The following is a 15404-nucleotide window of genomic DNA, read 5'->3' as shown; positions in this document are numbered from 1 at the left end:
CACCCCATCAGCTCGCTCTACGCCTGCGGTCAGACTGGCCGCGTCCATTATAGTGTCGAGCAGGGCGCGAGCACGCGCCCGCAAAGCAGGGGTGCCGCGCCGGCGATCAACGGTCAAGCCTCATCAAAAGCTCAGTCAGACTGCTCCATAAAGGAAGGCCTTGCCAGGCATTGGGCTGGCCATCAGCGTTTCTCCAGGGCGAAAGCTTCTGTCGCCGGAGGTGCGGGCGACCAGAAGGCCAAGCGTCGGAACATCGAGATGGACGAAGGTATCTGCGCCCAGCCGCTCGACATGACGCACCGTCCCTGTCCATAGCCCTTCGTCGGGAGAGATCACAAGATGCTCCGGCCGGATGCCATAGGTCGCGCAGCCCATGGCCTTTGCGACCTCGCCCTCAAACAGGTTCATCTTTGGCGACCCGATGAAACCGGCGACGAAGGGCATCACCGAGCGTTCGTAGAGATCCATGGGCGTGCCGACCTGTTCGATCCGCCCGCCATTCAGCACCACGATCTTATCGGCCATCGTCATCGTCTCGACCTGGTCGTGGGTGACATAGACCATCGTGTTGCCGAGCTTTTCATGCAGATCGGTCAGCTCGATGCGCATCTGGGCGCGCAGCGCCGCGTCGAGATTGGACAGCGATTCATCGAAGAGGAAGACATGCGGGTTGCGGATGATCGCCCGCCCGATCGCAACGCGCTGACGCTAGCCGCCGGAAAGCGCCTTCGGCCTGCGGTCGAGAAGCGCTTCGAGCTGAAGCACCTGCGCCACCTCGCTGACGCGCCGCGCAATCTCCGCCGTCGGGGTACGCGCGAGCGACAGCCCGAAACCGATATTCTCGGCGACGGTCAGATGCGGGTAGAGTGCATAGGACTGGAACACCATCGCAATGCCGCGTTGCGACGGCTCGGCATGGGTGACGTTGTTGCCTGCAATCTCGATATCTCCGGAGGTGACCTCCTCGAGACCGGCAATCATCCGCAACAGCGTGGACTTGCCGCAACCGGAAAGGCCGACGAAGACACAGAATTCACCGGCCTCGATGACGAGAGCGATACCCTTGATCACCTCAAGCGCGCCGAAGTTCTTGCGGACATCTTTCAGGGATACATCGGCCATAGTCTATCCATTCACGGCACCCGCGGTCATGCCAGCAATGATCTGGCGGTTGAAGAAGACGAAAACGATGAGCGGCGGAATGGTCACCAGCAGAATGTTCATGAACAGCAGGTTCATGGAACTGACGAACTGGCTCTGAAAGTTGTAGAGCGTGATCTGCACGGTGACGTTGTCATTGCCCGGCAGGTAATAGAGCGGGTGGGTAAAGTCGTTGAAAATCGTGATCGACTGGACAACGATCACGGTTACCGTCACGGGTTTGAGCAGCGGCAGAACCACACGAAAGAAGATCTGCCAGGGCTTGGCGCCGTCGATCAGCGCCGCCTCGTCGAGATCGCGCGGAATGGTCGCGATGAAGGCGCGGAAGAGCAGCACGGTGAAGGGAAGCCCGTAAGCGAACTGGATCAGAACCATGCCGTGGAGCGTCTTGAAAAGATGCAGACCCTGAAGCACCCAGATGGTCGGCACGACAGCCGGCGGGATCATCAACCCGGCGAGAACGAAACCGAAGACGATGCGGCTGACGCGCGTGTTGCGCCGCTGGAGAATATAGGCGACCATCGCCCCGACGACGACGAGCAGCGTAATCGCGCCGACGGTGATGACGGTGGAATTGAAATAGGCGAGCAGCAGCATGTAGTCGCGTGCCTGGACCACCTCGCAAAGGTTCTGCCAGAGCTGCCAGTGGTCCGGCAGCGCGAAACTGGGCCGTGCGGCTTCCGGCGCCGGCTTGGTCGCGTTGAGGAAGACGAAGATGAAGATGAAGGGAACGACAAAGACGAAGAAGGCGACGACGAGCGCGACACCGCTGCGGATTGTCTGCTGCCGTCTGTTTGCGGCGTTACTCAAAGGTTCAGCTCCGTGTGGTTAAACCACCAGGCAAGCGGCGTGATGATGAGTGCGATCAGGAGGAACAGGATGACGTTGCCCGCCGTCGAAAGACCGTAGAAGCCGGCCTGGTATTGCTTGTAGATCACCGAAGCGAGAACATCGGACGAGAAGCCCGGACCGCCGCGCGTCATCGCCCATATGAGATCGAAGAGCCTCAGCCCTCCGATCAGGGAAAGGATGACGACCGTGGTTGTTGCCGGCCGCACCAGAGGCACGGTGACACGCCAGAACAGCTGGGTTCGGGTCGCGCCGTCAATGCGCGCAGCTCCGTTGGGCATGCACAGATGTTGCAAGCGCCGGAGCGGCGGAAAAGCGCCGATCCGGTCTTTGGGGGTAAAGCTTAAGCCACCCAAGGGCTCCAGCACCTTACCAGTTCGGAAGCCGAAGCTGCTTGGCCTGCTTTTCGACGTCACGGTCGTAAAGCGCGGCGCCGCTTTCAGCATCGCGGATGCCGGTACCGACTTCGACGGGGATCTGCTCGAGCCCGGGGCCCTTGACAGGTGAGAGGAACTCAAGCGCAGGCGCATGGCGCGTGGGGTCCTGAAAATAAGGCAACATGTCGGCAACGGAAGGCGGTACGGCGTCCGGCAGGCCGCATCCCTTGATGAGGTAGGGACCGCTGGCGCCAACGGCTTCGGTTATGATGTCGCAGGCAACCGGCGAGGCGACGAAATTGAGGAAGTCCTTTGCGATATCGACATGGTCGCCACCCTTCAGAATATAATAGGCTGCCGGCATCCAGACGGTGAGGCCGTTGTGCGCCGGGTCGTCGCCTGGCTGGGCGAAGAAGCCAACATCTTTCAGAAGATCCGGATCATTCTGCTGGATCGCGCCTATTGCAAAAGTCAGCATCGGATAGTGAACGCCTTCGCCGGTTGCTACCATGTGCAGACCGTCATTGTAGCTCGCAGCGCCGAAGTCTTCGTTGAAATACCAGCGTTATGGGCCTCCTGCAACCGTTCAAAACCCTTGAGCGCGGCGGGAGTATTTGCGAACTTGGCCTTGTTCTCCGTAAAGAGCTTGGCGAAATCCGGGACCTGAACCTGCACGTTGTAGAAATCCGCCAGCACGAAGAGCTGTGACCTCCATGTGTCCCTATAAGTCTGTATGATCGGAGCCTTGTCGGTTTTCTCGGCAATCACAGCATTTTTGGCCATGAACTCGTCCCAGGCGGGACGCCGATCGAAGTCTTCGATGGTTTCCGCACGCAGCTTGCGGCAAACCGGGCGCAATTCTTCCGCGACGTCGCCTCCGGCCCGTGTCGTCCTACCTCGGCCATCATTCAGCCCATCAAGCTGGATCAGGTCCGAGGAGACCCAAAAATGACCGAGATCACATCGGGGAACCCCATCGCGGGCCAGAGCGGCCTGCCCGCAACCGCTGACGCTTCGAGAATAGTCGTGCAGGCGCTGCTGCTCATCGATAATGATCGCGACAGGGCCCTCGCCTGTTTGGACAGGGCACGGCAGATAATAGCGGACGGCAACGAGCGGTCAGCCTCTATCCATGCCCCTGAAACATCGGGAGCCATTCCGGCACGGGGCGGCCTCGCCCCATGGCAGGTGTCCAGAATCCGACGCTATATCGACCAGCATATCGACGAGCCGATCACGCTCGGCAAACTCGCTGGCACGTTCGGTCTTAGTGAGAGCTATTTCTCCGCCGCCTTCAAGGTGAGTTTCGGGGTATCGCCGCACGCCTTCATCATCGGTCAGCGCGTCGAACGGGCCAAGAAAAGCATTGCGCTGACCGATACCCCTCTTTCGGAGATTGCGCTCGACTGCGGTCTGGCGGACCAGGCCCATCTTTCCCGCATATTCCGCCGTGACACCGGCGTTACGCCATCCAGCTGGCGCCGCGCCTGCCTGGGCTCGTCGGCAGCGGCATTATCGTGACGTACCGGCGAGCGCTCTGTCTCAACTTCAGCTGTTCCAAATGACCAAAAGTTCCTTTTGAGCTCGGATCGGTAGTGACAGACGACATAAAGGTCTTGAAGGGAATCGAACCCTAGGTCCGCGCCGACAGGCCACAAATACTCTCTGCTATCAGATAGTTAGCTTCCGTAAGCAGATCTAGAGGCGCGATTATTAGCATCAGACCATTCAGAAGCGACGCTTGCAACGCCACGCAAGCGCCGCTTAAATCAACAAATCAGACGAGCCAGATCCTCCTGATAGCCAGACCCCATTCTGTCCATAATCATTCGACGACGGACAGACCGCACCGACGCTACCGATCCCTCATTCAGAAGTCGATGAGGCGACAACGCCCTCGGTGTTCACGCGTTTTGTCAATCAGATGGGGTTCTGTGCCCTCGCCGTTCCGAACCGATTGTCATCGACGGGCCTGCCGATATCGCTGCAGATTGTCTGCCGGCCACACGACGAATACCTCGCGCTTCGGATCGGCGAAGCCGTCTGCGAGGATCACACGATCGACGACTTCCTCCCGCCGTTGGCGCGATCCACGTCGGCGTGAGGAAGGATTGCCTCCAAGCGCGCACCGGCATCTTCAGCCCTTAAAAGGACACTTCATGCGTATCATCGGAAAAGACGACGTCTCAGAAATCCTGGACTACGAAACCTGCATCGCTGTGGTCCGGGACGCTATGAAAGAGCTTTCAGAGGGAATAACCCGCCACATCCTGCGTCAGGTCATCCCGGCGGAAGGGGGCAACGTCCTGAGCCTGATGGGGGGCGTCATGCCCCCCGAAACGGGCTTCGGCTCCAAGGTCATCAGTGTCTTTCCCCAGAACGCGCGATATGGCCGGCAATCGCACCAAGGGGTTGTCGTGCTGTTCGATCCGGAAACCGGTGAACCTCTCGCCGTGGTGCACGCCGGCGACCTGACGCGCATTCGCACAGCCGCAGCCTCGGCCGTCGCAACTGACGTGCTCGCAAGACCGGATTCCTCCCAGCTCGCCGTTCTGGGGTATGGCGAACAGGGCCTCGCCCATATCGAGGCCATAGCGCACGTTCGACCGATTTCGAAGGTCAGCATATGGGGTCGGTCGCCGCACCAGGCCCTGCATGCCGCAACCACCCTATCAGAGCGGCTGCAACTTGACGTGATACCGGCCGATACGGTGCGCGCGGCGGTTCGCGATGCTGATATCGTCTCCACGACCACTGCGGCGCCGGACCCGATCCTGCTGAGTGACTGGATCGCAGACGGCACGCATATCAATGTGGTGGGGTCGAGCGTGGCCGACTTTTCCGAGATCGACTCCGCACTCGTGAAGCGCGCCCGATTTATCGCCGATCATAGAGAGGGCGTACTGCGCCAGGGAGGCGAGTTTCTTCGCGCCAGGGAGGCCGGGCTCATCAATGACGTCCACGTCGTCGGCGAGATCGGCGACGTGCTGAACGGAACGCTCACCGGCCGGACCGATCCGGGTGAGGTCACGATCTACAAATCCCTTGGCCATATCGTCCAGGATCTCGCCTGCGCCCGCCGCGTCTACGAGGTCGCGGAAAAGCAGGCGCGCGGCTTCGCGGTAGCGTTCTGACGCCGGCGCGGCGGGTGAACGACGCAAACCAGCCACGCCCGCCGGTCGGCCCAGCTTCGCCTCCCGGCAAAGGACACGATAAAACTCTGTGCGATTCGGGGCCCGACAGGTTGGGATATCGGCCAGTTCTATCGTAATAGGCAGATCGCAGCGTGTTTGGGATAGTCCCGCTGGCGTTTGCGCAGACGCATGGATGGTACCGCCGATGAATTTGAGACAGATCGAAGTCTTTCGCGTGGTCATGACCAACGGCACCACCGCGCGGGCCGCCGAGGTGCTGCATATTTCACAGCCCGCCATCAGCAAGACCATACAGGAGCTGGAACGCTCCCTTGGTTTCGCGCTCTTCCTCCGGATCAAGGGAAGATTGCACCCGACCCCTGAAGGACAGCTTTTCTTCCGGGAGGTGGAGCATGCCTTCCTCGGCCTTGCGCATCTGCGCGGCGCGGCCGCGCGCATCCGCGATTTCGGCTCGGGCGAACTCAGGATCGCCTGTCTCTCCGCGCTGTCGACCAACATATTGCCGCGCGCCATGAAACGCTTCATGGCGCGCAACCCGAATATCGCTATCACCTTCCAGGCTCGCATGTCCTCGACCGTTCGCGATCTCGTCGCCTCGGGGCAGTTCGACCTCGGCGTCGTCGCCGACGAGATCGACAAAACCGGCGTCACCTTCACCGAGTTCGCCCGCTTCCGCGTCGCGGTGGCCATTCCCGAGGGACATCCCCTCGAGAGCCTCGATACGGTTCGCCCCAATGACCTGGCTGGCCACCCGTTCATTGCGCTCGCTCCGGAAGACACCACCCGCGCCGAGGCCGAAGACCTGTTTCAGGCTGCAGGGGTGAAAATGAAAACCGTTATCGAGACCCCCTATTCGACGACCATATGTTCGATGGTTGCCGCCGGCATCGGGATCGGTCTCGTCGATCCGTTGACGGCGGAGCCCTATCTCGGCCGCGGACTGCTGCTGAAACCGTTCGAGCCGGAAATGTACTTCCGCACGCTCCTCATCACCCCGCCCAACCGCCTCCCCTCCCGGCATCTCGAAGAATTCGTTGAAGACCTGAAAGCCGAAATATTAGCCGGCCGGTAGGCTGTATATGAAGCGCCGGCCGTAAGCAGGCCGGCGCATTGTCTGGCGTTCGGCTATCGGCCGATCTAGTACGTCCGGAGGACCGGGAACCAGTCGTCCCGCAACCAGTCGCCATTCTTCATGCCATGCCCTGGAAAGGGGGGAGACGTCCGGCCCGGCCGCTCGACATAGCGGGCGTCATCGCCGACCAGGCGCAAGGAGAAGGCGCGGCGACGCGTTGCGCTGTTGTTGCCGCGCGCGCCGTGGAGGACATAATAGTTGAAGGCAACGGCGTCGCCGGGCTCCATCTCCCACTCGCGGATGGGCATTCCCTCTGCGTCCGGGTCCGGCACCGGCATATAGAGATCTTCGTCCGGGTAGAAGTTTTCCTCCGAGAGCCAGCGCGTCGGCAGTACAGGCTTTTCCCACAGATGGGAACCGGCCACGCAGCGCAATGACGCCTCTCGAACCGGATCCAGCGGCGACCAGAAACTGACGGTCTGCCTGCCCTCCACGAAATAATAGGGGCCATCCTGATGCCAGGGCGTCGGCTTGGACGTGCCCGGCTCCTTGACCAGAACATGCTCGTGGAACAGTTGCACCCGATCCGATCCCATCAGATCCGCCGCCACCTCCGCTGCAGCCGATTGCCGGATGACCTGCTCGAATTCGCCGATGCGTTGCCAGTTGCAATAGTCGTCGAAAAAGCGACCGCTGTCGCCCGGCTTGAGGTTTTCGGCGGCATATGGGCCGGGGTCGGCCATGTTGGCCTCCACGCCCCGGCGCAGGGTGTCGACATGATCCTTGAAAAGTCCTTTTACCAGAACAACGCCTTCGCGCTGGAAGGCATCGATATGCTCGGCGGTGATGAGTGAATGTGGCATCGCGTCCTCTCTTTGTTGAAGGGTTTACGATGCCGGGTTTTGGACATAGATTATAATAATAACTTTAAAATAGGCATATAATGAAATGCTGCATGTCTCGCTTCGCCAGTTCGAATATCTCGTAGCCATAGGCAAAGCGGGCAGCCTTTCAACCGCGGCCAGCCAGTTGAACGTCTCGCAACCGGCGCTGTCGGTGGCGATTTCCCATGTCGAGGCTCGCGTCGGCGCGGCGCTTTTCCTTCGGCGCAAGGGCGTGGCCATCACGCCAACGCCGTTCGGGCGCATCTTCCTCGAAGAAGCCGAGGCCCTGATTGCCGAGGCAGAACGTCTCGAAGCCCCCGGCGCCCTGTCGCGCCGACAAAAACAGCGCGTTACTCTTGGCGTTGTCGACGAACTGGCACCGACATGGCTCGCGCCGATCCTGCGTCTCACCCGCACGCAATTCCCCCAGACCGAAATTCGGGTCTTGCCCGTTTCGTTCGAAGCGGTGGCCGAGACGCTGCTTTCCGGCGGCATCGACGTGGCCCTGACCTACGATCTCGGCCTCGACGCCAGCTTCCAACGGGATTGGCTTGTCGATGCCGCTCCCTGGGTCTGGGTCTCGCCGGAGGATCCGCTTGCCGCCAAGGAGGCGGTCTCGCTCCTGGAAATCGCGGATCGTCCCCTGATCCTTTCCGATCAGGGCCTCTCCATCCGGCACATGCTCGGCCTGTTCCGCGCGATCGGAGCGACGCCGATGATCAGGCACCGGGCGGCATCTATCGAACTGCTGCGGTCTCTCGTCGCAAACGGCGAAGGCACCGGGCTGAGCTACACCAATCCAGCCGGTCTCCTGAGCTATGACGGCAAGCCCCTCGCGCGGGTTGGAATAAGCGATCGGATCGCCGTCGAGCCGCTCGTCCTCGCCTATATCGGCGCGCAACCGGCGCCGCTGCCGAAGATTCGCTTGGAAATTCAGTCGCTTGCGCGGAATGAGTCGCCATCCGCTCGCAGACCAGATCTATAACCATATAGAATAGAGTGGCCCAATCTTATTGTTGGACGGCGAGAAAGTCATCCCTGATAGTATGAGCATGGTTGAAACGAGACCGCCCGAGTTTCGAAGGCCAAATCATAACAAGATGGGAACAATCAGATGGACAGATCCTTCCTCCGCATGTCGCTGGCCGCCCTTTTGGCGACGGCATCGCTTCCAGCATGCGCCCAGAATTACGACACATCCGGAATTACCGTCGATGAGGCGCTTGCCGCACGGTTGCCGGAGAAGATTAAAGAGGCCGGCGTGCTCACGATCGGCTCGGACACGGCCTACGCCCCGTGGGAGTTTCTGAGCGCGGCCGATGGCCAGACCCCGGAAGGAATCGATGTCGACATCGCCGAGGCGATCGGCAAGAAGCTCGGCGTGGATATCGACTTTCGGACCTCGGCGTTTGAAGCGATCCTACCCGCGCTGGGCTCCAAATTCGACCTCGGCATTTCCGCATTCTCGGTCACCGAGGAGCGCATGAAGGCGGTCAACTTCGTCAGCTATGCCATCACCGGCGATATGTGGCTCGTCAGGACCGGAAATCCGACGGACTTCGACCCGTCCGATCTCTGCGGCCGCACGATCGCGGTCCAGTCCGGCACCTATCACGAACGCGCCATTCTGGCGGAGAACGAGACATGCGTTTCGGCCGGCGAGGAAGCGATCGAGATCCTGCCCTTCGGCAAGCAGACCGAGGTGCTGACGCGCGTTGCCGTCGGCGGCGCCGATGCCACGGTCTCCGGCGAGGCCGGCATCGGCTACGCCGCGAAGCAATCCGATGGCCGGCTGGAAACAATGGAGCCCGTCGAAGGCGCCTTTGGCGACAGCGGCCCGAACGGCATCGCCGTGGCCAAAACCGACCTGGCGCTCGCCGAACTGATCGCGGACACGATCAACGCGCTGATTGCGGACGGAACCTATCTGGCGATTCTCGATAGCTGGGGCATTGGCTCGGCAATCGTCGAGGAAGCCGAGGTCAACCCTGAAACCAATCACTGAGATCATGACATACGATATCAAAGACATGGAGACCGGCTTGCGGCCGGTTTCCGAGACAAACCCCGATATCACCCATAATGTCGTGGTGCCGCGGCCTCATCCGGGCCGATGGCTCGCCGTCATCGTGCTGGCTGTGATTGTGCTGCAAGTCGGCAACGCCATCATCAACAACGCCAATTTCCATTGGACCGTCTACTTCAGCTATCTGTTCTCGCCACAGGTCATCCGCGGCGTAGGATGGACGCTGCTGCTGACCGTCATCGCCATGGCAGTGGCAATCGTCGTCGCCGGGTTGCTTGTCGTGATGCGCGACAGCGACAATCCGATCCTGCGCTGGCTCGCATATGCGTGGGTCTGGTTCTTCCGCGGCACGCCGATCTATACCCAGTTGCTGTTCTGGGGGTTGTTCGCGGTTCTATTTCCAACGCTCAGCCTTTCCATCCCCTTCGGTCCGGAACTGATCAGCGTCGACACGCGCTATGTCGTCACGCCGGTGCTTGCCGCCATTCTGGGCCTCGGTTTCAACGAATCCGCCTATCTGACGGAAATCTTCCGCGCCGGTTTCAACTCCATCGATCGCGGACAGAAGGAGGCCGCCGAGGCGCTGGGCATGAAACCGGCGAAGATCTGGTGGCGGATCCTGATGCCGCTCGCCATGCGCGTGATCATTCCGCCGACCGGCAACGAAACCATCGGCATGCTGAAGATGACGTCGCTGGTGCTTGCCGTGCCGTTCACGCTCGACCTGACATTCGCGACCAATGCGATCGCCAATCGGCTATACCTGCCGATCCCGCTGCTGCTGGTCGCCGGCACCTGGTATCTCGCCATCACCAGCCTGCTGATGGTCGGCCAGCATTATCTCGAACGCCACTTCGGCAAGGGCGTGTCCGGCTATCCCACGAGGGCGGAATAGACCATGGAACCAAGACGCTACGATTTCTGCGTCGAGATGCAGAACATCCACAAATTCTACGGCCATGTGCATGCGCTCAAGGGCGTGGACATCAAGGTCCGCCAGGGCGAGGTCTGCGTCGCGATCGGGCCATCCGGCTCCGGCAAGTCGACGCTTCTCAGATGCATCAACCAGCTTGAGAGTATTTCCGCCGGCCGGGTGTTACTGAAGGGCGAATTGCAAGGCTACACGGAACGCGAAGGGCGCTTCCATCCGCTTTCGTCCGCGCAGGTCGCCGCCCAGAGACGCATGACCGGAATGGTGTTCCAGCGGTTTCATCTGTTCCCGCATATGACGGCCATTGAAAACGTCATGGAAGGCCCGCGTCACGTCAAGGGCTGGCCAAGGGAGCGGTCCCGCAACAAGGCGCGCGAGCTGCTGGCCCGGGTGGGGCTTGAGGGCTTTGAAAACCGCTACCCCGCACAGCTTTCGGGCGGCCAGCAGCAGCGCGTCGCCATCGCCCGGGCGCTTGCCATGGAACCGGAGGTCATGCTGTTCGACGAGCCAACCTCGGCGCTCGACCCCGAACTGGTCGGCGAGGTTCTCGACGTGATCAAGGACCTCGCGCGAAGCGGCATTACCATGGTTGTCGTGACCCACGAGATCGGCTTTGCGCGTGAAGTCGGCAATCATCTGGTTTTCATGGACCAGGGTCAGATCGTCGAGGAGGGCGTTCCACGGACAATGCTCGCCAACCCGCAAAACCCACGCACGGCAGCGTTCCTTTCCAAGGTGCTCTGACCCGCGCTCAAGGCAACAGAGGGCGGTTCGCCGCCCCTGTCGAAATGCACATGACTGTAATCTCCGTCAGCCCAGCTGACGCTTGGACGGGAACCGGCCGTTGAAGCCCTCCGTTCCGGGAAAGGCCTTTATCATGAATGATCTCACGCAATGCGTCCTGACCCCGTCCGTCCCGACGGAGGGGTTTTCGCCGCTCGGCGTCGGCGTCCACCGCGCCTCGACAATCGTGTTTGCCGACGCCAAGGCCTACGCATCACGCCTGGAACGAGGCCACGAGGGCTACTCATATGGCCTCTATGGGACGCCGACGACGCGCACGCTCGAGGCAAAGCTCAGCGAACTCGAAGGCGGCGCATGGACGTTCCTCGCCCCGTCGGGCCAGGGCGCCAATGCCCTTGCGGTTCTGCCCTTCCTGTCGGCAGGCGATCATATCCTGATCGCCGACACCGCCTATCCCCCGATGCGCGACCTGGCCGAGACCGACCTCAGCCGGCTCGGCATCGCGGTCAATTTCTTTGATCCGCTGTCGCCCACGGATGTCGCCGCCAAAATGCGCGACAACACCCGTATCGTCTGGTGCGAGAGCCCGGGCTCGACGACGATGGAGGTGCTCGATCTCCCCGCGATCGCTGCGATCACGCACGCGCGCGGCGCGCTCGTCGGCGTCGACAACACCTGGGCAACGCCGCTCAACTTCAAGCCGCTTGCCCATGGCGCAGACATCGTCACCGAGGCGCTCACCAAGTTCATTTCCGGCCACTCGGATGTGCTGATGGGCTCGATCACGGTCAGGGAAGAGGCGCTGATCCACCCCGTCCGCGCCCTGATCGGCAGGATGGGCATCGGCGTCTCGCCTGACGATGCCTCGCTGGTGCTGCGCGGCTTCGAAACGCTGGGCGTGAGGCTGCGCCACAGCGAACGCGTGGCGCTCGATTTTGCGCGCAGGCTCGAGCGCCATCCCTTGGTCCAGACGGTTCTGCATCCCGCCCTTGAGAGCTTCCCTGGACACGACCTCTGGAAGCGCGATTTTCTTGGTTCGAGCGGCGTCTTCAGCGTGGTGTTCTGCGCCGCAGCCGCGCCGCATATCGCAGCGGCCCTGGATGCGCTTGAAATCTTCGCCATCGGCGCCTCCTGGGGCGGCACGCGCAGCCTCGCGGCGCCGATGTCAGTCGAGGGGTTTCGCTCGGCGACATCATGGAACGGGTCGGACATTATCCTTCGCCTGAGCATCGGCCTTGAGGACGAGAAAGAGCTCTGGGAGGATATCGAGAGGCTTCTTTCAGTGCTCGAGACGGCGCAGAGAGCGGCTTGACGATGCTGCAATGACGACCGAAACGGCCAGACGGGGAACCGACGTGACAGACACCGAAAAAATACTTCGCAACATCGACGACAATCTCGGTCGGACGATTGCCAAACTGCTCGAACTGATCGCGATCCCCTCGATTTCCAGCGACCCGAAAAGCGCGGCGGGCATTCGCCGCGCCGCCGCGTGGCTTTTCCAGGAACTGGCGTCGATCGGGTTCGAGAGCGAGATCATCGAGACCGCCGGCCATCCCGTCGTGCTCGCCCGCGCCGGCGGAAGCGGCAACGCCGGACGGCTGCTGTTTTACGGGCATTACGATGTCCAGCCGATCGGCGAGCGCGCGCAATGGAGCCACGCCCCGTTTTCCCCCGAACTGGTCGAGGAAGACGGAAAGACGCGCTTCTACGGTCGCGGCGCATCCGACAGCAAGAGCCAGCTCTGGACCTTCATCGAGGCCTTGCGCGCCTGGAAGGCCGTCAAGGGCGATTTTCCCGCCGAGATCGTCATTATGCTGGAAGGCGAGGAGGAATCCGGCTCGGCAAGCCTGCCGGCCTTTATCGACGCCCATCGCGAAGCGCTTGCCTGCGACGTGGCCTTCATATGCGACGCCGAGATGTGGTCGCCGACCGAACCGGCGATCACCACCCGGCTCAAGGGCCTCGTCCACGAGCGGGTGACGGTGGCAACCCCCAATCCCGAGCTCCATTCCGGTCTGTTCGGGGCGGTCGCGGCCAATCCGATCCGCATTCTCGCTGCCATCCTCGCCGGGCTCCATGACGAAGCCGGGCGGATCACGATCGAAGGCTTCTACGACGGTGTGGAAGACATTCCGCCGGGCCTGCCCGCGGATTGGCGGGAATTGTCGCGCCAGACGGCGCTTTTCGACGAGGTCGACCTCGCCGGCGGGATCATCGAGGAGGGCTATACCGCGCTGGAAGCCATGTGGGGCCGCCCGACCATCGACATCAATGGCATGACCGGCGGCAATCAGGGGCAAGGCGAACGATCCGTTCTTCCGGCCTGGGCAACGGCCCGGCTCTCCTTTCGCCTTGTGCCCGGACAGGACCCCGACCGGATCCGCGCGCATTTCCGAAGCCATGTCGAAGCGCGCGTTCCCAAGGGCTGTTCGGTCTCGTTCCATGGCGAAGGCGGCAGCGCGGCGGTGGCGCTTGCCGAGGACAGCCCGTACCTTGCCGCCGCCAGACGCGGCCTCGAAACCGAATGGCAACAACCGACGCGGCTGATCGGCACCGGCGGCGCCATTCCGCTGGTTCAGTTGTTCAAGGATATGCTGGGCGCCGAATGCGTTGTGATTGGCTTCATCCTGTCCGGCGATGCGATCCACGCACCTGACGAACATTATGATGTCGAACGGGTCCTGAGGGGTGCGCGAAGCTGGGTGCATATCCTCGAGGAATTGGAAAAGCTGCAGAAATCCGCAACAGCAAAGATCTGAACCCATCGGAATTGTTCCGAACGCTCAAACCGGAGATACGTCTACATGGGTCCCGCGATACTCCCGCTCTTCGAGCCCCCCGCCCTTCCCGATGCCGCCGAAACCGTGGTGGTCGGCGGCGGGATCATCGGCGTCTCGGCGGCGCTGCAACTGGCCGAGAAGGGCCACCCGGTCACGCTTGTGGAGAAGGGACAGGTCGCCGCCGAACAGTCGAGCCGGAACTGGGGCTGGTGCCGGCAAGGACGCCGCGATCCGCGCGAACTGCATCTGATCCGCGAAAGCCTGGTGATGTGGCGCGGCATGGCGGCGCGGATCGGCGCCGATGTCGGCTTTGCGACCTGCGGAACCTTCTTCGCCGCCCGCGACGAGGCGCTAACCGAAAAATACGAGACCTGGGTCAAGACCGCGGCCGAGGCGGGCATTGCCGCAAGCATGATCGGGCCGGACGAGATCGCCCGACACCTTCCCGGCGACACGTCGCCCCCGCCCCGCGCGCTATTCTGCCCGGGCGATGGCCGCGCCGAGCCGCAATGGGCCGTGCCGCGCATGGCGATGGCCGCGCGGCGCATGGGCGCGACGATCGTGACCGACTGCGCGGCGCGCGGCATCGAAACCGCCGGCGGGCGGGTGACCGGCGTGGTGACCGAACAGGGCGTAATCCGCTGCAACGCCGTCATCGTGGCCGGCGGCGCATGGACGCGCCGGATCCTTGCCGACCTCGATATCCGGCTGCCGCAACTTGCCGTGCGCTCCTCCGTTTCACGCACGCAGGCCATGACAAGCGACGGCCCCGACGTGAATTTCTGGGACGGCGTGCTCGGCGTCCGGCGGCGCTCGGATGGCGGCCTGACCGTCGCCAATGCGCTTTCAAACACGGCGCCGGTCACGCCCGCCCATTTCCGCTACATGATGGACTACATCCCGCTCCTGGAAATGGAGTGGCGCCATATCGCGCTCCGGTTCGGGCGCGATTTCTTCGAGGCGCTTCAGCGCGACCGGCATGTGCCCTATGACCGCCCTTCGCCCTACGAGGCCTGCCGCATCCTCGACCCGGCGCCCGACATGCGCTTCATTCGCGCCGCCCATGCCGAGCTCAAGAGCCGGTTTCCGGCTTTCGGCAATGCCAAGGTCGTACAGGCCTGGGCCGGGATGATCGATGCGATGCCCGACACGATCCCGGTGATCTCCGACGTGCCCGCTGTCGGCGGATTGTTGGTGGCAACCGGATTCTCCGGCCACGGCTTCGGCATCGGGCCCGCCGCCGGCAAACTCGCCGCGCAACTTGCGACCGGAGAACAGGCCTTCGTCGACCCGCATCCCTTCCGTCTATCGCGCTTCACCGACGGCAGCCGGCCGCGCCCCTATACAGGCGTTTGAATTGCGTTCCGGCTAGAGGATATCCTGACGCCTGACGAGATTGAGCGGCATCCACGTGAAATCGAT

Annotated in this window: 12 protein-coding genes and 3 pseudogenes; 10 read left to right on the top strand and 5 right to left on the bottom strand. The window is 62.2% G+C overall.

The window, feature by feature from the left end; translation table 11 throughout:
• Window positions 1–135 precede the first annotated feature (135 nt).
• The 4 genes and pseudogenes from V6765_RS03085 to V6765_RS03070 all read right to left on the bottom strand — a co-directional run.
• A pseudogene (locus tag V6765_RS03085) lies at window positions 136–1122 on the bottom strand (ABC transporter ATP-binding protein).
• 3 nt (window positions 1123–1125) lie between these two features.
• On the bottom strand, window positions 1126–1938 hold the full coding sequence (locus V6765_RS03080) for a carbohydrate ABC transporter permease (RefSeq protein ID WP_448426622.1): 813 nt from the start codon (window positions 1936–1938) through the stop codon (window positions 1126–1128).
• 29 nt (window positions 1939–1967) lie between these two features.
• Window positions 1968–2279, bottom strand: a pseudogene (locus V6765_RS03075) (carbohydrate ABC transporter permease); the annotation flags it as partial.
• Between the two features lie 100 nt (window positions 2280–2379).
• Window positions 2380–3182, bottom strand: a pseudogene (locus tag V6765_RS03070) (extracellular solute-binding protein); the annotation flags it as partial.
• Between the two features lie 153 nt (window positions 3183–3335).
• On the opposite strand from V6765_RS03070, the gene V6765_RS03065 reads away from it, so the two are divergent.
• From V6765_RS03065 to V6765_RS03055, 3 genes are all read left to right on the top strand, one after another.
• Entirely contained in the window at window positions 3336–3908 is a 573-nt protein-coding gene (locus V6765_RS03065; protein WP_448426364.1) for a helix-turn-helix domain-containing protein, read from the top strand.
• 638 nt (window positions 3909–4546) lie between these two features.
• Window positions 4547–5521, top strand: coding sequence for an ornithine cyclodeaminase family protein (locus V6765_RS03060; RefSeq protein ID WP_448426363.1), 975 nt, complete (start codon window positions 4547–4549; stop codon window positions 5519–5521).
• A gap of 205 nt (window positions 5522–5726) precedes the next feature.
• Window positions 5727–6614: a LysR substrate-binding domain-containing protein gene (locus V6765_RS03055; protein ID WP_448426362.1), complete on the top strand. Its 888-nt coding sequence runs from the start codon at window positions 5727–5729 to the stop codon at window positions 6612–6614.
• Window positions 6615–6679: 65 nt separating this feature from the next.
• On the opposite strand, the gene V6765_RS03050 is transcribed toward V6765_RS03055, so the two are convergent.
• A complete protein-coding gene (locus tag V6765_RS03050; RefSeq protein WP_448426360.1) occupies window positions 6680–7477 on the bottom strand; it encodes a phytanoyl-CoA dioxygenase family protein in 798 nt (265 codons plus the stop codon).
• A gap of 85 nt (window positions 7478–7562) precedes the next feature.
• On the opposite strand from V6765_RS03050, the gene V6765_RS03045 reads away from it, so the two are divergent.
• The 7 genes from V6765_RS03045 (at window position 7563) to V6765_RS03015 (ending at window position 15338) form a co-directional block, all read left to right on the top strand.
• Window positions 7563–8483 (top strand): LysR family transcriptional regulator, encoded by a 921-nt coding sequence (locus V6765_RS03045; protein ID WP_448426359.1) that lies wholly within the window; start codon window positions 7563–7565, stop codon window positions 8481–8483.
• Window positions 8484–8612: 129 nt separating this feature from the next.
• Window positions 8613–9503, top strand: coding sequence for an ABC transporter substrate-binding protein (locus V6765_RS03040; protein WP_448426358.1), 891 nt, complete (start codon window positions 8613–8615; stop codon window positions 9501–9503).
• Between the two features lie 4 nt (window positions 9504–9507).
• Window positions 9508–10419 carry an amino acid ABC transporter permease gene (locus V6765_RS03035; protein WP_448426357.1) on the top strand — a complete coding sequence of 304 codons (912 nt, stop codon included), beginning with the start codon at window positions 9508–9510 and terminating at the stop codon, window positions 10417–10419.
• Between the two features lie 3 nt (window positions 10420–10422).
• Window positions 10423–11199, top strand: a complete 777-nt coding sequence (locus tag V6765_RS03030; protein ID WP_448426356.1) for an amino acid ABC transporter ATP-binding protein — start codon at window positions 10423–10425, stop codon at window positions 11197–11199.
• A 133-nt stretch (window positions 11200–11332) separates the two neighbouring features.
• Window positions 11333–12511 (top strand): trans-sulfuration enzyme family protein, encoded by a 1179-nt coding sequence (locus V6765_RS03025; protein ID WP_448426354.1) that lies wholly within the window; start codon window positions 11333–11335, stop codon window positions 12509–12511.
• Window positions 12512–12554: 43 nt separating this feature from the next.
• Window positions 12555–13961 carry a M20/M25/M40 family metallo-hydrolase gene (locus V6765_RS03020; protein ID WP_448426352.1) on the top strand — a complete coding sequence of 469 codons (1407 nt, stop codon included), beginning with the start codon at window positions 12555–12557 and terminating at the stop codon, window positions 13959–13961.
• A gap of 45 nt (window positions 13962–14006) precedes the next feature.
• Window positions 14007–15338: an NAD(P)/FAD-dependent oxidoreductase gene (locus tag V6765_RS03015; RefSeq protein ID WP_448426350.1), complete on the top strand. Its 1332-nt coding sequence runs from the start codon at window positions 14007–14009 to the stop codon at window positions 15336–15338.
• The last annotated feature ends 66 nt before the right edge of the window (window positions 15339–15404 follow it).

Source organism: Martelella sp. FOR1707 (assembly GCF_053484265.1).
The sequence above is the reverse complement of the archived record's forward strand: the minus strand, read 5'-3'. Positions and strand labels throughout refer to the sequence as shown.

Bases quoted from the DNA above. Each gene is read 5' to 3' on its own strand.
- V6765_RS03060 (WP_448426363.1), top strand. From the start codon at position 4,547: ATGCGTATCATCGGAAAAGACGACGTCTCAGAAATCCTGGACTACGAA.
- V6765_RS03065 (WP_448426364.1), top strand. From the start codon at position 3,336: ATGACCGAGATCACATCGGGGAACCCCATCGCGGGCCAGAGCGGCCTG.
- V6765_RS03040 (WP_448426358.1), top strand. From the start codon at position 8,613: ATGGACAGATCCTTCCTCCGCATGTCGCTGGCCGCCCTTTTGGCGACG.
- V6765_RS03030 (WP_448426356.1), top strand. From the start codon at position 10,423: ATGGAACCAAGACGCTACGATTTCTGCGTCGAGATGCAGAACATCCAC.
- V6765_RS03015 (WP_448426350.1), top strand. From the start codon at position 14,007: ATGGGTCCCGCGATACTCCCGCTCTTCGAGCCCCCCGCCCTTCCCGAT.
- V6765_RS03025 (WP_448426354.1), top strand. From the start codon at position 11,333: ATGAATGATCTCACGCAATGCGTCCTGACCCCGTCCGTCCCGACGGAG.
- V6765_RS03055 (WP_448426362.1), top strand. From the start codon at position 5,727: ATGAATTTGAGACAGATCGAAGTCTTTCGCGTGGTCATGACCAACGGC.
- V6765_RS03050 (WP_448426360.1), bottom strand. From the start codon at position 7,477: ATGCCACATTCACTCATCACCGCCGAGCATATCGATGCCTTCCAGCGC.
- V6765_RS03035 (WP_448426357.1), top strand. From the start codon at position 9,508: ATGACATACGATATCAAAGACATGGAGACCGGCTTGCGGCCGGTTTCC.
- V6765_RS03045 (WP_448426359.1), top strand. From the start codon at position 7,563: ATGCTGCATGTCTCGCTTCGCCAGTTCGAATATCTCGTAGCCATAGGC.